Origin of the sequence: Oceanicaulis sp. (assembly GCF_965249665.1) — a bacterium.
Classification (GTDB): Bacteria; Pseudomonadota; Alphaproteobacteria; order Caulobacterales; family Maricaulaceae; genus Oceanicaulis.
This window is the reverse complement of sequence record NZ_OZ252247.1, coordinates 1,517,576-1,532,668: the sequence shown is the minus strand read 5'-3', so window position 1 is coordinate 1,532,668 and position 15,093 is coordinate 1,517,576. Positions and strand designations below refer to the sequence as shown.

16 protein-coding genes are annotated in these 15,093 nt (G+C 60.7%); 10 read left to right on the top strand and 6 right to left on the bottom strand.

Translation table 11 applies throughout. The features are described from left to right. Positions 1–6 precede the first annotated feature (6 nt). Genes ACP154_RS07335 through ACP154_RS07300 form a run of 8 tightly spaced genes read left to right on the top strand, consistent with a single transcriptional unit; the run spans position 7 to position 6,983 of the window. The gene (locus ACP154_RS07335) at positions 7–675 is read left to right on the top strand and encodes a type II secretion system protein (RefSeq protein ID WP_421860380.1); all 669 of its coding nucleotides are present in this window, start codon (positions 7–9) and stop codon (positions 673–675) included. Then, entirely contained in the window at positions 672–1,718 is a 1,047-nt protein-coding gene (locus ACP154_RS07330) for a hypothetical protein (RefSeq protein WP_421860383.1), read from the top strand. Before ACP154_RS07335 ends, ACP154_RS07330 begins: the two co-directional genes overlap by 4 nt. Beyond that, positions 1,672–2,721 carry a hypothetical protein gene (locus ACP154_RS07325; protein ID WP_421860385.1) on the top strand — a complete coding sequence of 350 codons (1,050 nt, stop codon included), beginning with the start codon at positions 1,672–1,674 and terminating at the stop codon, positions 2,719–2,721. Before ACP154_RS07330 ends, ACP154_RS07325 begins: the two co-directional genes overlap by 47 nt. Beyond that, positions 2,718–3,302, top strand: a complete 585-nt coding sequence (locus ACP154_RS07320) for a hypothetical protein (protein WP_421860388.1) — start codon at positions 2,718–2,720, stop codon at positions 3,300–3,302. Before ACP154_RS07325 ends, ACP154_RS07320 begins: the two co-directional genes overlap by 4 nt. Continuing rightward, positions 3,299–3,787 carry a hypothetical protein gene (locus tag ACP154_RS07315; RefSeq protein WP_107712351.1) on the top strand — a complete coding sequence of 163 codons (489 nt, stop codon included), beginning with the start codon at positions 3,299–3,301 and terminating at the stop codon, positions 3,785–3,787. Before ACP154_RS07320 ends, ACP154_RS07315 begins: the two co-directional genes overlap by 4 nt. After that, positions 3,784–5,937, top strand: a complete 2,154-nt coding sequence (locus ACP154_RS07310) for a secretin N-terminal domain-containing protein (RefSeq protein ID WP_421860391.1) — start codon at positions 3,784–3,786, stop codon at positions 5,935–5,937. Before ACP154_RS07315 ends, ACP154_RS07310 begins: the two co-directional genes overlap by 4 nt. A gap of 9 nt (positions 5,938–5,946) precedes the next feature. Continuing rightward, positions 5,947–6,570: a prepilin peptidase gene (locus ACP154_RS07305; protein ID WP_421860394.1), complete on the top strand. Its 624-nt coding sequence runs from the start codon at positions 5,947–5,949 to the stop codon at positions 6,568–6,570. After that, positions 6,567–6,983, top strand: coding sequence for a PulJ/GspJ family protein (locus ACP154_RS07300; protein ID WP_421860396.1), 417 nt, complete (start codon positions 6,567–6,569; stop codon positions 6,981–6,983). Before ACP154_RS07305 ends, ACP154_RS07300 begins: the two co-directional genes overlap by 4 nt. Here ACP154_RS07300 and ACP154_RS07295 read toward each other — a convergent pair. After that, entirely contained in the window at positions 6,980–7,393 is a 414-nt protein-coding gene (locus ACP154_RS07295; protein ID WP_421860399.1) for a pilus assembly FimT family protein, read from the bottom strand. The genes ACP154_RS07300 and ACP154_RS07295 overlap by 4 nt on opposite strands. A 3-nt stretch (positions 7,394–7,396) precedes the next feature. Beyond that, entirely contained in the window at positions 7,397–7,855 is a 459-nt protein-coding gene (gene gspG, locus ACP154_RS07290; RefSeq protein WP_107712346.1) for a type II secretion system major pseudopilin GspG, read from the bottom strand. A 163-nt stretch (positions 7,856–8,018) separates the two neighbouring features. Between gspG and ACP154_RS07285 the strand changes: the two genes are divergently transcribed. Further along, complete coding sequence (locus ACP154_RS07285; protein ID WP_421860401.1) at positions 8,019–8,732, top strand: methyltransferase domain-containing protein; 714 nt, start codon at positions 8,019–8,021, stop codon at positions 8,730–8,732. Here the strand turns inward: ACP154_RS07285 and ACP154_RS07280 are convergent. The 4 genes from ACP154_RS07280 to ACP154_RS07265 all read right to left on the bottom strand — a co-directional run bounded on the left by ACP154_RS07280 (position 8,729) and on the right by ACP154_RS07265 (position 13,702). Then, the gene (locus ACP154_RS07280) at positions 8,729–9,928 is read right to left on the bottom strand and encodes a type II secretion system F family protein (protein ID WP_107712344.1); all 1,200 of its coding nucleotides are present in this window, start codon (positions 9,926–9,928) and stop codon (positions 8,729–8,731) included. The two genes, ACP154_RS07285 and ACP154_RS07280, sit on opposite strands and share 4 nt — an antisense overlap. Before the next feature lie 2 nt (positions 9,929–9,930). After that, on the bottom strand, positions 9,931–10,626 hold the full coding sequence (locus tag ACP154_RS07275) for a hypothetical protein (protein WP_421860404.1): 696 nt from the start codon (positions 10,624–10,626) through the stop codon (positions 9,931–9,933). Positions 10,627–10,639: 13 nt separating this feature from the next. Next, a complete protein-coding gene (locus ACP154_RS07270) occupies positions 10,640–12,424 on the bottom strand; it encodes a GspE/PulE family protein (protein WP_421860407.1) in 1,785 nt (594 codons plus the stop codon). A 180-nt stretch (positions 12,425–12,604) separates the two neighbouring features. After that, on the bottom strand, positions 12,605–13,702 hold the full coding sequence (locus tag ACP154_RS07265; protein WP_424993777.1) for a hypothetical protein: 1,098 nt from the start codon (positions 13,700–13,702) through the stop codon (positions 12,605–12,607). Between the two features lie 796 nt (positions 13,703–14,498). Here ACP154_RS07265 and rfbC point away from each other — a divergent pair. After that, on the top strand, positions 14,499–15,092 hold the full coding sequence (gene rfbC, locus ACP154_RS07260) for a dTDP-4-dehydrorhamnose 3,5-epimerase (protein ID WP_421860411.1): 594 nt from the start codon (positions 14,499–14,501) through the stop codon (positions 15,090–15,092). Position 15,093: the final 1 nt, after the last annotated feature.

Genomic DNA, 15,093 nt, shown 5'->3' with positions numbered 1-15,093 from the left:
ATGACCATGAACCGTTCCGCCGGGTACACGCTGCTTGAAGTCATCATCATGCTCGCGGTCACAGCGATCCTGGCTGCGACGGTTCTGGAAACCGTCCGCGCTTCAGCCTCCAACGGATTGCGGATCGAACAGGCCGCCCGCAATGCGTCCCAAGACTACATCACCCTGGCCGGCGTCCGCCGGGCCGTCGAGAACACCCGCGCCGAATATACGAACGAACCTGGCGTATTTGTTGGCGATGACACGCAATTCAGCGCGTTGACGAGCCAGGCCCTTATGACAGACAGGCCCTATGCGCAGCGTTACACGCTTCGTCTGATCAATGAGCCAGACGGCGTAGCGCTCCTGTATGAAGACCAATCAGGAGACTTTCGAGTTTCATATTGGCCCGGATCTCAGGGTCGTTTTTTTTACTATGGGCCCGAGCTGGAACCGCAAAGCGGCTTTGTTGCGCGCCCTGGCGAGCCGACGGACAGAGTGTGGCGCTCTGAATGGCCATTTCAAACCGGTCTTCGCTCTCAAACTGATCAATCCTACTTCCGGGCTTTGCCGTTAGCGATCCGAGCCGAAATAGAATTCCCGACCGGTGAGGTGCGCACGATCGTTTTTCAACTTCAGGCAACCGCCCCACCGACTCCACGGATTGAAGACGTGTTAGGCACTCTCGGGCCATGACGACAAGAAATGGACATGCGCTGCCGTTGACACTCGCGGCCATTATCGTGATCGCATTAGTCGCCGCGATTGCGGCGGAACAGGTTCGTAGCTCTACGCGCACCATCAGCGCGCTTTCAGATCAAATCCGAAACCAGACCGCGCTCATTTCAGCTGAGCAAACCCTGATCTATGAACTGCTCACAGAGCCCATGACGCCTGAAGGGGTCGCAATCGGCTCTCAAACCGATATCACGCTTCTCGCCATGGGCGCCAACGCGTCTACACCGGACTCAGCTGTGGTGCGCGCCAACGGGCAACCTTATCAGGTTGGGCCGCTGAATCCGGTCATTATCCGATTGTATGATGACCAGACCTTCTTGAATGCAGCCAGTTCCGACCCTGCTTATGTTTCCGATGTCCTCTCACTGTTCGACATCCCAAGAACCGATCATTCCAGATACGCGGCGGCGCTCCGTGATTACCAAGATGAAGACGATCTAAGGACTCTTAGCGGCGCCGAAGCATCAGATTATGATCAACCCGGCCTGCCGACCAACAAACCGCTGCGCGATGCCTTGGAGCTTTGTGCAGTCAAGTACTGGGAGACTTCGCCCATCTGCGACGATCCAGCCAGGGTGCTGCTGACAATGCGGACCCGTCGAAGTGATCGACTGAACCCAGGGCTAAGTTCTGAAGCGCTGCTGAGCATCTTAATGCCGCATGCGAGCGCGGAAGCCATCGCAGAGGCACATGCAAACTACGCCAACAGGATATACACGAGCTTTGGTGACATCGGCGCTGATACATTTGATGTTAACCGTGACCCATTGAGCACCCTCAGCGCCCCGGGACCGATGGTTACCCTGATTTCTCACACGCCAGACGCAAGTGTGGTCCAACGAACAGTGATAGGACTCACCCCTAACAGCCTGATCTCTCCCTTTGTGGTTCACAGCAAGTACGCTATTGGGGGTGATTATGCGCAAAACCTTTTGCGAATTGAGAGACTCGACGATGTCGCGCCGCTTCCCCAACCGACCTCAATCCGTACTGAGCGCTAAGCGCGGCGTCGAGCGCAGGGGCGGACCTGTTGAGCGCCTGGTCTTGGGCGAACGGGTCATCCTCAGCCGTGCGCTTTGCCATTTTGAGACCATGAACGCCCTGCCCGGCGGGCAAAGCCTGCGCCGCTATGAAGCCGCCAAGCTTAACGCCCGGGCGCGCACACCTATCGCTGATCCTGATTTTTATTTTGACTGGGGCACCGATCAGGTGGGTGTTTGGAGCTGGCCTAAAAGCCTTACGTCAGACCTGACAGACTTTGAGGGCGAAATCCTGCCCGAGACTGTGTTGCATTCCCCCTTGCAAGACGGCGCGCGCCTGATGAAGGCCATAGACGGATATGAAGGTCAGGTCTGGCGCGACGGACAGTTAAGGGCGAGTCGCTGGTGGCCGAACCAGCCGGGCGATGCGGACTGGGCCAACTTCATGCGCGTATCGCGCATGACCGGCGCCGATCAGTTCCGCCCGGCCGTTGAAGAGCTCGTCCTGGCCGAACGCCCCGCACACGGCCAGCCTTACACAGCGCTTTTGGACAGGGTGAAGTCCATCAGCCTGCGCGACATGGCTGCCCTAGCCCTGCTGTGCATCGCCGTACCCGGTCTTTATTTGCTGGGACAATGGGCGCATTTAAGTCAGACCCGCGCCTCAGCCAATGCTGAACTGTCCGCTCTGTCAGTAGAGACTGCTGAAATCAGCGAGGCGCGTCGGAGCGCGCAGGCCGCATCCAACGAGCTGGCTGCGTACGCTAGCGCGCTCAATCGCCGTCACCCGGCTGAGCTGCTGGCCAGCGTCAGCGAAGAACTCGCCCGGTTCTCCATCCGTCTGGACGCCTTTGAACAAAATGATGATCAACTGGCGTTGAACCTTCGCGCCGATGCCGATTTCGCGCCTGAGGCGCTGGTCCGCGCCATGGAGAACAATCCGCTCATGAACAGCGTCAGACTGGAACCCGGTCGGGGCAATGGCGAATGGCTTCTGACCGCCCAGCTGGAGGCCCTGCAATGATCCAGCGAATTCGTGACACCCAATGGGGGCGCCAGCTTGAGGAGCAGGCCACGCCCAGAGCCATGGCTGGTCTTGCAGCTCTTGTACTCATCCTCGCCGTCTGGGGTTTGAGCGAGCTGAGCGCTACTGTTTCCAGCCTGCGACAGGATGTTGAAGAACTGCAGCGCGCCCAGCGTCTGGAGCTCAGCCTGCTCAATGATCAGAACTGGATCGAACAAGCCGGCGATCTGCAGGCCCAGCTACAACAAACCCAGGCGGGGTTCTGGGAAGGCGACACCAACGGTATTGTCGCTGCTCAATTGCAAGGCGCAGTGGAACGTGCGGCCCGCAACGCAGAGCTGACGCGCATACGGGTCAATGTGGAATCAGCGCCAGATTCTCTGGGTGCGCAGGCCCAAATCTTCGAAATCTCACTGTCAGCCCGGGATACGGATGGCCAATTCCTGGCGCTGTTTCAGGAACTCAGCCGAACCGAGAACCAGCTTGCGATCACACGCTTTGACTGGCGCCGCAGTAATGGCGCGCTCGATATGCGGCTGCAGGCGCCTGCCCTGATCGGACCGTCAGGGGCCGCGTCATGACCTCACGCTTTCGATTGCTCGCCGCTGCCTTCGCTGCCTGTCTTGCGCTCTTGGCGGGACTATTGAACGGCGTGGCCACAAATGGCCAGGCCCCGTCAGGACGCAATGTAGGACTGAACACCCCACAACTCGCGGCCTCAGACGACGTTGATCGGTATGTCCAGTCGATTTACCAATCGGATCTGTTCCCGAATGCGCGGCTTCGGCGCGACGATGACGGCGCTGAGACGTCTAGCGCAGAGCAAACCCTCGCAGAGCTTGAGCAATCATTGAACGACCCTTCCCTTTCCGCGCTCGTCAAACGGGAAGACGTCTGGCGGATCTTTCTTTATGGTGACGGCGAGGGGGCGCAAGTGCGCGAGATCGGGGACCAGCTGGCGGACGGCTGGATCATTCAAACTATTGACTCGACTTCAGTCCTTCTGATCAAGGGCGAGCAATCTCGTCGTATTGAGGTTTTCAAGGCGGAGCCTGACACACAATGAACGCACATCGCATCTCACTCGCCTGCGCGACCGCGCTCTTTGCTGCAGGCTGTGCGACACAAGGCGGTCCAACTCGCCCTGAATGGCTTGTCTTGCCTGTCTCTGCCTCGACCCAGGACGAAAATGAGACACGCAACACCACGCAACAGGAATTTGATGGCGGGGTCATTACTGAGCAGACGGTTCCATCCGTCACACGCAACACCGTGCCATCGCTGCGCAATTCCGGCCGCGGCGGAGATGTCTCATATCAAGACACGCCGCAACTGCCTGAGGCCTCGATCAACGTCACCTTGCCGCCTCAGCCGCTTCCCGTCTTCATCAACACCATTTTCAGCGACATTCTGGAACAGCCCTTCAGCCTGGGCCCCAATGTGGCCGAGCGTCAGGAGCTGATTTCGCTAAGAAGCGTCAATGATATGGCGCCTGCGACTTTCTTGGCGCTGATTGAACAAGCCCTGCAAGATTACGGACTCGGCGTAACCTATAACGAGGGGCTCTTCCGAATTGTGGAACTCTCTGAGCTGCGCGCCCAGATGCCGCGCTTCATACGCGCGCGGGCCCATGCGAGCGTGCCGTCTGATTTGCGCCCCGTGGTCCAGTTTGTCGAATTGCAGGCGATCGACGCCGCCGACATGCAGCAAATCCTGCAACAAGCTTTCCCTGACAGGGATGTCCTGACCATCAACAATAACCGCCTGTTGAATACCCTGACCCTCAGCGGACTGGCCGAAGACGTCAACGCCGCCATGTCCATTGTCCAGGAAATGGATGAATTGCGGTTCGCAGGCACACAAGTGGTCACCGTCCGGGTTCGCAATTGGGACGCAGCAGAACTTGCCGCGTCCATGAGCCAGATCATGACGCTTGAAGGCTACATGGTTGGAGTCGGCGTTAACGCGCCACGAACACTGACCCTGCTACCGCTCGACTTCACCAACCAGGTCATGATTTTCGCCGCCTCACGCGATCTGGCTGACCGGGCGCTTGCACTGGCTGTGCGCCTCGACCGCGAGGCCTTCAACGGGGAAGTGCGTACCGCGCATGTCTACCAAGCTCAGAATACAGAAGCGACCATGCTCGCCGAAATCATTGCCGGCGTGATGGGCGTCACCGGCGCAGGAGGAACAGGGGGGGTGCCTGAGACTTCCTCGACAGGAGCCTCATCCGGTGGTGAGGGCGGCGGCAATCCCCGCTTTGAAAACATCACGGTGGATGAGCAAGGCAATCGCGTCATCTATTACGGAACGCAAGCCCAATACGACGAGTTCGTCAGTCTGGCGCGCCAGCTGGACACGCCCGTGCCGGAAGTGATGATCGAAGTCACCATCGCCGAAGTCACCCTGACCGACGATTCGTCTTATGGTCTCGATGCGGTGTTTGACTCTGAAATCGCGCCGACTTTCAGCACGTCCCTGACCAGTAACGGCAGCTTCTCAGGCACGGTTCGTACCGGCCAGGTCACCCTGAACGCCAGTGCGACCGCCAATAACAGCCAGGTCAACGTGCTGTCGACGCCGCGCATTGTCGCCCGGTCCGGCACTGAGGCCACGGTCCAGGTCGGCAATGATGTGCCCATCATCACCACACAACGCGCTGCAAACTCACAGTCCAGCGGCTCGACCGATGTGCTGCAGACCGTCCAGTATCGCAGCACAGGCGTGCTGTTGAGCGTCACCCCGCGTGTGTTCAGTGGCAATCGCATCGACTTGGAAATCTCACAGGAGACCAGCGCAGCGGAAGCCAACAACAACTCTTCCATCTCAAGCCCGCTCATCTCCACCCGGTCCATGAATTCGCAACTCTCCTTGCAAGACGGGCAGACAGCGGTCCTGGGCGGACTGATTGAAAACCGGTTCACACGCGGCAATTCGGGCGTCCCGCTGCTCAAGGACGTCCCGTTCCTGGGCACGCCTTTCCGCAATGAAACCCTGAACGCGACCCGCACCATGCTGGTGGTTCTAGTCACGCCCTTCGTGCTCGACACCCGCAATGACCGCCAGCAGGTGGTCGACACTCTGGTGCGTGCGCTGAACGATAATTTCCATAATCAGACCCGCGCCAACGGCACGCTCTTGCCGCCTAGCGAACCCTTCCAGATTCGCGCCGCTGGCGGCGAAGCTACGGATCAGGAAACGCAACAAGACTAAGGATCCTGCATGACCTTGCTGACAGGTCTGGCGCTGGTTGCGGGTGTACTGGCTAGCCTGTCCGCGCTCCGGATTGATCGAACAATCAGCGTGCAGCAAACGGGCTCCGCGTCCCGCATCAGCCCCGTCCTTTGTGGCGGGGCGGGCGGGCTGCTGGCTGTGAGCGCATATGTCGTCACCCGCGATCTGATTATCGCCAGCGCCCTTCTCGCTGCCATGACAGCACTCAGCGTTGCCGTAAGCATGGACTGGCGCTTCGGGCTGCTCGCAGACCTCGCCAGCCTCATCATCGCGCTGGCTGCACTGGTGTCCGCACCACTTCTGACTCCCGGCCTCACCCGTCTGGACATGATGATCGCCGCGGCCCTGGCCATGGCGATTTTGGCGCTGGCGGGCCTGTACGGGCGCGTACGGCGCGGAGAGATGGGATTAGGGGGCGGCGATATTGTACTCGTCGGCGCGTTGGGCTTGTGGTGCCCGCCTGTCACCGCCGCTCTCGGGGTGGCGATCGGGGCCGCACTGACTCTGGTTCTGGGCGTGCTCACCCGGGCGCGCCGCCACACCCGCTTGCCCTTCGCTCCAGGCCTGGCTGCTGGTTTCGTCCTGGCGTTTATCGTAGACAGAGTGTCATGACTTCGATCCGCACCCGGCCCGGCTTTTCTGTGATGGAGACACTCGTAGCCGTCGCCTTGTTGGCGATCGCCATTATTCCACTCTACGCGTTTCAGCAGACGCTGGCGAACACCGCTGCGCGGCTTCAAACCGCCTCAGACTTGCTGGACGCCCAGGAAAGCGCTCTGGCCGTACTGCAAACCATCGACCCGATCGCCCAGCCCTCAGGCGACATGCAGCTGGGTGACTGGCGGCTCAGCTGGGAGAGTCGTGAGCTTGTGTCAGAAAGCCCGGCTGACGGCTATCTGGGATCAAGCATCTGGGGGGTGGGGCTTTACGAAGTCCAGGCGACGCTTGAACGCGGAGACACTCGTCGAGAGCTCACGATCCGGCGCGTGGGCTGGATCCAGGTCCGCGATCCGAGCCGGCTCTAGGACGTCGCCGATCTAAGTGCGCAATCGCCCTCAGACACATCGAACGCCCAGCGACGCCCCGACGGCGCGAATAAAACCACCCTTCCCCCCGTACAATATCCGCTGGATGCGAGATACAGAGTCTCATCCACTTCGATACGCCAGTCAGGTGGAATGTGCGCATCCAGACGCGTCTGCACGTCATCTGCGCTTAAAGCGGTGTTGTTGAGGAAGGCTTCAGCGCGCAAGGCGCCCATCTCGGCGGCCACCCCGCGCACGACTTGCTGGGCCTGCTGGGCTGAGATCATCCGGCCGATAGACGGGCCGCTCACAGTGGCGGCAATCCCAAGGATCGCCACGACCACGATAACTTCGAGCAGGGAATATCCGGCCCGCAGCCTGCAAAGGGCGTGGCTGAGCCCACCGATCATGGCTTAAAGGCCGATATCGGCGTCGAGCCCCGATCCGCCTTCCTGCCCATCCGCACCATAAGAGAAGACCTGGCCGCGATCAGAGCCGCCGCCGACACGATACTGATAGGGCCGTCCCCATGGATCGTCCGGCACTCCATCATCCCCTTCGAGATAGGGACCTGCCCACATGCCCGACACCGCTTCATTCGGAGTGACCAGAAGCGCCAACCCCTCTTCTTCGGTCGGATAGCGGCCAATGTCCAAGCGCAATGTGTCGAGTGCGGTTTCAATCATGCGGATTTGCGTCTCGGCAGCCGTCACATTTGCCCGGTCCAGTTGCCCCAACAGACGCGGCCCCACCAAAGTCGCCAGAACCGCGATGATCGCCACGGCGATCAGGACCTCCATGAGTGAGTACCCAGAACGCGTCTTCCGGATCGCCCGGGTGATGGGCTGAAAGCGTCGAGCCAGACTGATCATGGGCGCACCTCATCCAATACTGGAGTGTCATAACGCGGCTCCCCTCACCGCTTTCAACACTCATACCACCCGCCAAACGGGCAATGAAAGACGCAAGTGCGGTTTGATCGGTTTTCGCACGGGCAAGGCGCTGATATAGCTCTTGAACCCAGAGGAGCCGAACATGACCCGCCATCTTTCCGCAACAGACGCCAACCAGCTTCAAGCCGGTGATGATCATTACCGCGCCTATGTCGGGCCGCCCGGTCGGTATGGCTTGCTGGGCCTGCTGCAGATGAACCTTCTGACAGCTCTGGGGCTTGAGGAAACCGACACCGTGCTCGATTTCGGCTGTGGGTCGCTGCGTCTGGGACGCTGCCTGATCCCCTTCCTGCTGCGCGGGAAGTATTACGGGATCGAACCTCATGACTGGTTGATCCAGGATGGCTTCACCCATGAAACCGGCGGTCAGCTGCGCACGCTCAAGGCGCCGCTCTTCTCCAATGACGACACATTTGATTGCACCGTGTTTGACGTCGACTTCGACTTCATCATGGCGCAATCCATCGTCACCCATTCCGGCCCCAAACAGACCGCGAACCTGATCCGCACGGCCGCGCAAAGCCTGAAACAGGACGGCCTGTTCCTGTTCAGCTTCATCCTGGGAGAGGACGACACGCCCTTGCCGGAGGCGGACTGGACCTATCCGTTCAACGTGCCCTATCCCAAACCCTGGCTCGACCAGCAGTGCGCAGACAACGGCCTGGTGATGAAACTGATCAACTGGCACCACCCCGGCGCGCAATGGGCGGCGATCGCGCGCGATCCCCGCCGGCTCGAAGCGCTTGATAACCAGCTGGGGCTGGCGGGCAAACCGGTGAAGCGCTGGCGCGCCTAGATGGCGATGTCGTAAATGCTCGTCATCGCCAGCACCAGGCTGATCACGATGGTGCCCACCACAAGGGCGATGAACAAGATGGCGAGCGGCTCCGCCAAAGAGGTGAGCCGCTTGGCCCGGTTGCGCGATTCCTCTTCATAAAGGTCCGCCACAAACAGCAGCATCTCGTCCAGGCTGGCCGACGCCCGGCCCGTACGCACCAGATTGACGGTCATGGAATCAAACCCGGCATGGGTTTTCAGCGCAGCGTCGATCGGTTCGCCGGACCGAATGGCGCGTCGCGCCTCGGCCAGACCTTGCTTGCGCCGAGCCGAATTAACCGCCGATTCCGCCAACACCAAAGCGTCCACCAGCGGCGCGCCGCCCGACAACGCCGTGCCGCACGCCCGCGCCCAGCGCGCCACTTCCGAGGCCGTCAGGAAGCTGCCGACAACCGGCATGCGGTGCATGAGCTCAGACAGGCTGGATCGCACGCCCTTGTTGCGAGACAAGGCGAAAATAACCGCCACCAACCCTGCGATGAACAGGCCAGTCTGGACCATGTTTTCGCTCATGAAGACGCCGGTTTCGATCACCCAACGCGATAGCGCCGGTAGCGAACTACGGTCGTCTCCCAAGAGGTTTGCGAAGCGCGGCACCACAAACAGGAAGATGAAAACGATGGCGAAGACGCCCGCCACCGCCAGAAACGCCGGATAAGCCAGCGCATTGCGGATCTCAGACGCAGCTTTGAGGTCATGCTCCATCTGGGACGAAATATCAGCCAGCGCCTTGGGCAATTGCCCTGTCGCTTCGCCCAGCTCAATCAGGCGCGGCGCATAGGCCGGCAGGTCCGGGAACCCGTCGCGCATGGCCAGTGAGAGCTGCGCGCCGGAGCGCAGATCCCGGCGCACGCTCAAAGCCTGCTCCGCCAGATCCTTGCACGGCTCCTCCGCACTGAGCGAATCAAACGCGTCGAGCAAAGGCGTGCCGGCTTTGAGCAAGACCGACAATTGCCGCATAAACCGGAAGCGGTCCTGAGGTCGGGCCTTCTTGCGGTCATATTTGCGCGGCTCCAAACCCGCTTCGTTGAGCTTGAAAGGCGCGATGCGCTGCACTTCGAGCTGACGCAGCGCCTCCACTTCATCTGCCGCCGTCAGGCGACCGTCCACCTCTGCGCCGTCTGCATTCAAACCGCGATAGACATAAGTGGGCATGATCAGTCCTGCCCTGCATCGCGGACGAACAGGGCCATGCGCTGATCGCGCGGATGATCCCAATGGTTCAGCACGTCCAGCCGCCAGCCTGCGGGCGTCGCCGCGGTCAGCGCTGTGATCGTCGTGTCATAGGGATCGCGATCGGGATAGGTCACCACCCCGCCCGGCTCATGCGGCACAGGCGCGTTGGCGGGCGTCTCAGCCGGACGCTCAAAGAAGGTCACGTAAAACCGACCGCCTTCAGAGAACACCGGCGCCAAAGCGGTCAGACAGTCGGTCAGGCGCGCAATCGGCATGTGCGTGAAGACCGACTGGGCGATCCCATAGTCAAAGGTCACGCCAAAGCCGGTCGCGTCGAAATCCGCGTTCGCGGCCAAATGATCGCGCGGCAGTTTGGCGTTCAGACCGGCCGGGATGATTTCGTGCTCATACCCAGCATCCAGCAGATCAGCGCTGATATCCACACCGTAATAATGCTCAGGCTCAAGATAGTCAGTCAGCGGCACGCCAGCCCGCAAGGAGCCGCAGCCCATATCAATAAAACGGTGATGAGGCTGGAGCCCCTGAGATATCAGGAAACGCTTTTGAAGCGCGCCCAGCTCATCCCACATACCGCCGATCACGGCGCGATGCTGACCGTCCGCCACGGCCTTCTTCATGTTCTCAAGGGCGTCATAATGGCTGTAATGGGCGCTCATCTCTGGATCTCCCTCAGGCCCTGGCCTGTTGACGCGCCTGCCCGGCGCCCAGAACCCTCAAAACCTCACCAACCGAGGTGACGCCTTGCGAGGCCTTGATCAAACCATCTTCCAGCATGGTCAGATACCCGTCCTGACGCGCAGCGGCTAAAAGGCCCGCCGCATCCGCGCGATCATTGATGGCGGCGCGCAAAGCTGGTGTCACGCGCGCTGCTTCAAACACGGCGACACGCCCCGTATAGCCTTGCCCGCCGCAATGATGGCAGCCGTCCGCCGTACGCCATTGAGTATGTGTTGGCAAACCAACAGCGCCTTCGCTGCGCGCTTCGGCCAGCATTTTCTCACCCAAGGCCACATCCTCAGCATCTGCCGGACGGGCGCAGTGCTCACACAGGCGCCGCACCAGCCTTTGCCCCATCAGCCCGCGCAAGGCCGAGGATACGAGGAAGGGTTCAACCCCGAGATCAACCAGTCGCTCGATCGCCGCCAGCGCCGAATTGGTGTGAAGCGTGGAGAGCACCAGGTGACCGGTCAGCGCGGCCTGGGCCGAGATGGACGCGGTTTCACCATCGCGAATCTCACCGATCATGATCACATCGGGGTCCTGACGCAGGATCGCCCGCAAGCCTTTGGCAAAAGTGTAACCAATCTCGGACCGCGCCTGCACCTGGGTGATGCCGGCCATGTCGTATTCAACCGGATCTTCAATGGTGATGATCTTGCGCTCGCCATCATTCACCAGCTCCAGCCCGCGATAGAGCGTGGTGGACTTGCCCGAGCCCGTGGGACCGGTGACGAGGATCACACCGTTGGGCTCAGCGATCAGCTGCTGGAACACGCTCATGGCGTGCCCCTCAAGGCCCAGCCCCTCAAGGCTTGGCAATTCCTGCTGCTTGCGCAGAAGACGCAAAACCAGGCTCTCCCCCCAGGCGCCCGGCAGTGATGACACGCGCAGATCAATATCCTGACCTGCGAAGCGCACAGACTGACGCCCGTCCTGGGGCAGGCGGCGCTCGGCGATATCCATGTTTGAGAGCAGCTTGATTCGGCTCGCAACAGCGTCAAAACGCGCGCGCGGCAAAGTCTGCATCTGGTGCAGGACGCCATCCACGCGGAAGCGGATTTGGAAATGGCTTTCAAATGGCTCGATATGAATATCCGAGGCGCGCCGCTGCAGCGCGTCTTCAAAGACGCCGTTCACAAAATCGATGACGGGGGCCTCTTCCGCCATCTCGCGCAGGCGCTGCGCGTCATCCATGTCATCGCGCGACTGCACACGCCCCGCCGACCGCAGGCCCGCCAGGGCGGTGTCCAGCAGGCGATTGGGGCCGAGTACAATCTGAACCTCGCCCTGCGCATGCCGCGACAGGGTTTCATGCAAGGCTGGGTCCATGGGTGAGCGAGCGAAGACGATCAGGGTGCGGTCACTGAAATCCGCCGCCGTCGGCTCGCTGGCAAACTCGTCCAACTCTGAACCAGAAGCCGCCTCACCCTCGGAGGATGCGTACCAGAGCACGGTATCGTGCAGCAAAAGCCAGTCCACGGACACGCCCAGCGAATCCGCCGCCTGACGATACAAGGAGGGCGCGTCAGGCAAGTGGTCGGGCGTCAGCACAGGCAGATCAAGCTGATCCGACAAGGCGGACAACAGCACGTCTTCAGAGACAGCGCCAAGGCGGAGCAACGCCTGACCAAACAGCGCCCCGATCTCGCCCTGATATCGCGCAGCGCGTTCCACATCGGTCGGCGTAATCACGCCGCGTTCCAGCAGAATGTCGCCAATCCGTCTGTCGTCCATGAAACCCCCTGCCCCGATACGCCGCTCAGCCTAGCGTTCAAGCGCAAAGCATACTGCATCTCTCATCTGGAGACAGCCGCCGCCTTCAGTCAATTCGCGCCGTCTCAGCTGACCTCCAGACAAAAAGAAAGGGCGGCCGAAGCCGCCCTTTCCCATCCAGTGATCCGAAGATCAGAAGGATTAGTTGTCGTTGCCGAGGGTGATGACACCTTCGGTCACGTGGAAACGACGGATGTCGTCCACAGCGCCTTCGACGAAGAAGCGAATGTCAGCACGACCGAAGTCAGAGCCGATGATGCCAGCCAGCTGAGCGTTGGTGACAATCAGTTCGCCGCCAGCAGACGGGGTGTAGGTGCCCAGAGCGTATTCGTCGTTCAGAGAATCGTCAGCAGAAGCATTGGTGACGATGAAGCTGATGGCCGGCGGCTGAGTGGTGCTCAGGCCGGTGAAACGGAACACGTTGGAGGTGGAAGCCGTCGCATCACCAACCCACTCGAACGTTGCAGATGATTCACCTTCGCGAGTGATCTGCTCAACGTCAGAGCCACCGCCGATGGTCAGATCGGTGCCAGTAGCAGCACCGGTGCTGACTGCGATCGAGAAGTTGCCTTCGTTGATCAGGGTGGTGTCATCGCTGTCTTCGTTCAGGACAACAGAAACCGGAGCAGTTTTGACTTCGGTGGTGTCCAGACCGGTGGAAGCGGTGTCGGTCAGCGTGAAGGTCGCCGAGTTGCCCGTCAGAGCAACAGTGGTGTCGTTAGTGCCGGTGCCGTTCAGAGTCACAGACTCAAAGCCGGTCGCGTCATCCAGAGTCACAACCACGGTGATTTCGTCAACCTGAGCAGCCAGGTCCCAGTTGGCAGCTGCGCCGCCGACAGAAACCAGAGCGCCGCCACCAACAGTTTCGTTGGCGAAGGTCAGGGTGCCGATCACGCCGCCAGCATCCAGAGCGTTGTAAGACACGCCAGTGGTGGACAGCTGTGCTTCACGGTCAGAACCAGCAACGGTCACAGCGAAGCCCGGGGTGCCAATGACCAGGGAGGTCAGAGCTTGAGTGCCAGCAACGAGAACCGGGTCAACGGCTGCACGGTTGAAGGCGTCAGAAGACACTGCAGCGCCAGTCGCGGTGGTGGCCATGGTGTAGGACACGTTCGCCGTGGAGCCGGTCAGATCGATCGGCAGCAGGAAGCCGAGAGCAGCTTCGTCAGAGTCGGTGTCGCCAAAGCCGGCGGTGGTGCCGTCGTCATCACAAGCAGCAAGGTCAGCGATGCGGAACACAGCGGAGGACTCGCCGGCGAGACCGCCAGAAACCAGGGTCGGTGCGCAAGCGCCGCCGGTGCCGGTTGCAGGGTGGTTTGCAGCGACCAGAGCCGTCGGGAAGATACCGCCGGAAACGCTAACGGTAATGTCGACAGAGGTACCTGCATAAGCTGCGAAGCCAGCGTCCAGGTCAGCCGTATTGGTGGCGTTACGCGGAACGATCGTGAATTCGACCTGCTGGTTGGCGGCTTTGGTGGCGTCGTATTCGGAAGCCAGCGTGATGCCGGTGGCAGGGATGGTCGTACCAGCGCCGACGTTTTCGTCGATACGCAGCTCGGTGACAACCTGAGCGGAAGCTGCGCCGGTAAGCAGAGCAGCGACAGCGGCGCCAGTGAGAAGTTTAGTCAGTTACATCTGGGAATCCCCCAATTGATTTTAGCCATGGCTGTTCAGCGCCATGGGGCCAAACATGAATTTGTCGTGCTCCTGCAGAGAACACGGTTTCACGCCCCCCTCAAGCGAGGCGCCGAACGAAGCGGAGTAAAGGCGAGAGGCGGCTGTGGTGTCAACCGTTTATTCGCCCGCTCCGCGTACATGATCACAGCTTACGCGTTCGACGGAGCGTGTGTCACATTCGCGCAACGCACGCCTTCTCCGCACCGCAAACAGCGATCAATGCCAGGAAGGAGATAGACCGCGTAAGGTTAACGAGCCGCTAGCACGCTGCGCAATCGCCGAGAGGCGTGTCGACGGGTTTGCAGACGCGCTCTGTTACTGTAGGTCCAACACCTCGTGTCCCAGCGCCAGAGCTTTTATGTCCTTCTCTTCCTTGTCGCCGTTCAAACCCCGATTTGACTCACCGTCAGACGCCCCGTTCGTCATCACGCCTGCGCGCTTTGGCGATTCGCGCGGCTGGTTCAGCGAACGCTATAATCAGCGCCGCCTGGCGGACGCCGGCTTTGACGTCCGCTTCGTGCAAGACAACCTGTCTTTCTCCGCGAACAGGGGCACCTTGCGCGGCTTGCACTATCAATCCCCGCCCCACGCCCAGGGCAAGCTGGTGGGCGTTCTGACCGGCGCGATCCGCGATGTGGTCGTGGACATACGTGACGGCTCGCCCTCCTACGGCCAGTGGGCGGCGGTGGAACTGAGCGAAGAGAACGGCCAGCAGCTCTGGGTTCCGCCCGGCTTTCTACATGGCTTTGTGACGCTGACGGACAACACCCGGGTTGCCTATAAGGTGACCGACTATTACTCCAAAGAGCACGATGGATCGGTGGCGTACAATGATCCCGATCTGGGCGTCGACTGGGGGGTGGACGATCCGGTTTTATCGGATAAAGACGCCGCCGCCCCGCGCCTGAAAGACGTGGCCCCGCTTTTCCCGGCGGGGTGGGAGGGAGCCTAGC

Excerpts from the sequence above, each read along its gene's own strand:
- ACP154_RS07335 (WP_421860380.1), top strand. The coding sequence starts at position 7 with ATGAACCGTTCCGCCGGGTACACGCTGCTTGAAGTCATCATCATGCTC.
- ACP154_RS07330 (WP_421860383.1), top strand. The coding sequence starts at position 672 with ATGACGACAAGAAATGGACATGCGCTGCCGTTGACACTCGCGGCCATT.
- ACP154_RS07325 (WP_421860385.1), top strand. The coding sequence starts at position 1,672 with ATGTCGCGCCGCTTCCCCAACCGACCTCAATCCGTACTGAGCGCTAAG.
- ACP154_RS07320 (WP_421860388.1), top strand. The coding sequence starts at position 2,718 with ATGATCCAGCGAATTCGTGACACCCAATGGGGGCGCCAGCTTGAGGAG.
- ACP154_RS07315 (WP_107712351.1), top strand. The coding sequence starts at position 3,299 with ATGACCTCACGCTTTCGATTGCTCGCCGCTGCCTTCGCTGCCTGTCTT.
- ACP154_RS07310 (WP_421860391.1), top strand. The coding sequence starts at position 3,784 with ATGAACGCACATCGCATCTCACTCGCCTGCGCGACCGCGCTCTTTGCT.
- ACP154_RS07305 (WP_421860394.1), top strand. The coding sequence starts at position 5,947 with ATGACCTTGCTGACAGGTCTGGCGCTGGTTGCGGGTGTACTGGCTAGC.
- ACP154_RS07300 (WP_421860396.1), top strand. The coding sequence starts at position 6,567 with ATGACTTCGATCCGCACCCGGCCCGGCTTTTCTGTGATGGAGACACTC.
- ACP154_RS07295 (WP_421860399.1), bottom strand. The coding sequence starts at position 7,393 with ATGATCGGTGGGCTCAGCCACGCCCTTTGCAGGCTGCGGGCCGGATAT.
- gspG (WP_107712346.1), bottom strand. The coding sequence starts at position 7,855 with ATGATCAGTCTGGCTCGACGCTTTCAGCCCATCACCCGGGCGATCCGG.
- ACP154_RS07285 (WP_421860401.1), top strand. The coding sequence starts at position 8,019 with ATGACCCGCCATCTTTCCGCAACAGACGCCAACCAGCTTCAAGCCGGT.
- ACP154_RS07280 (WP_107712344.1), bottom strand. The coding sequence starts at position 9,928 with ATGCCCACTTATGTCTATCGCGGTTTGAATGCAGACGGCGCAGAGGTG.
- ACP154_RS07275 (WP_421860404.1), bottom strand. The coding sequence starts at position 10,626 with ATGAGCGCCCATTACAGCCATTATGACGCCCTTGAGAACATGAAGAAG.
- ACP154_RS07270 (WP_421860407.1), bottom strand. The coding sequence starts at position 12,424 with ATGGACGACAGACGGATTGGCGACATTCTGCTGGAACGCGGCGTGATT.
- rfbC (WP_421860411.1), top strand. The coding sequence starts at position 14,499 with ATGTCCTTCTCTTCCTTGTCGCCGTTCAAACCCCGATTTGACTCACCG.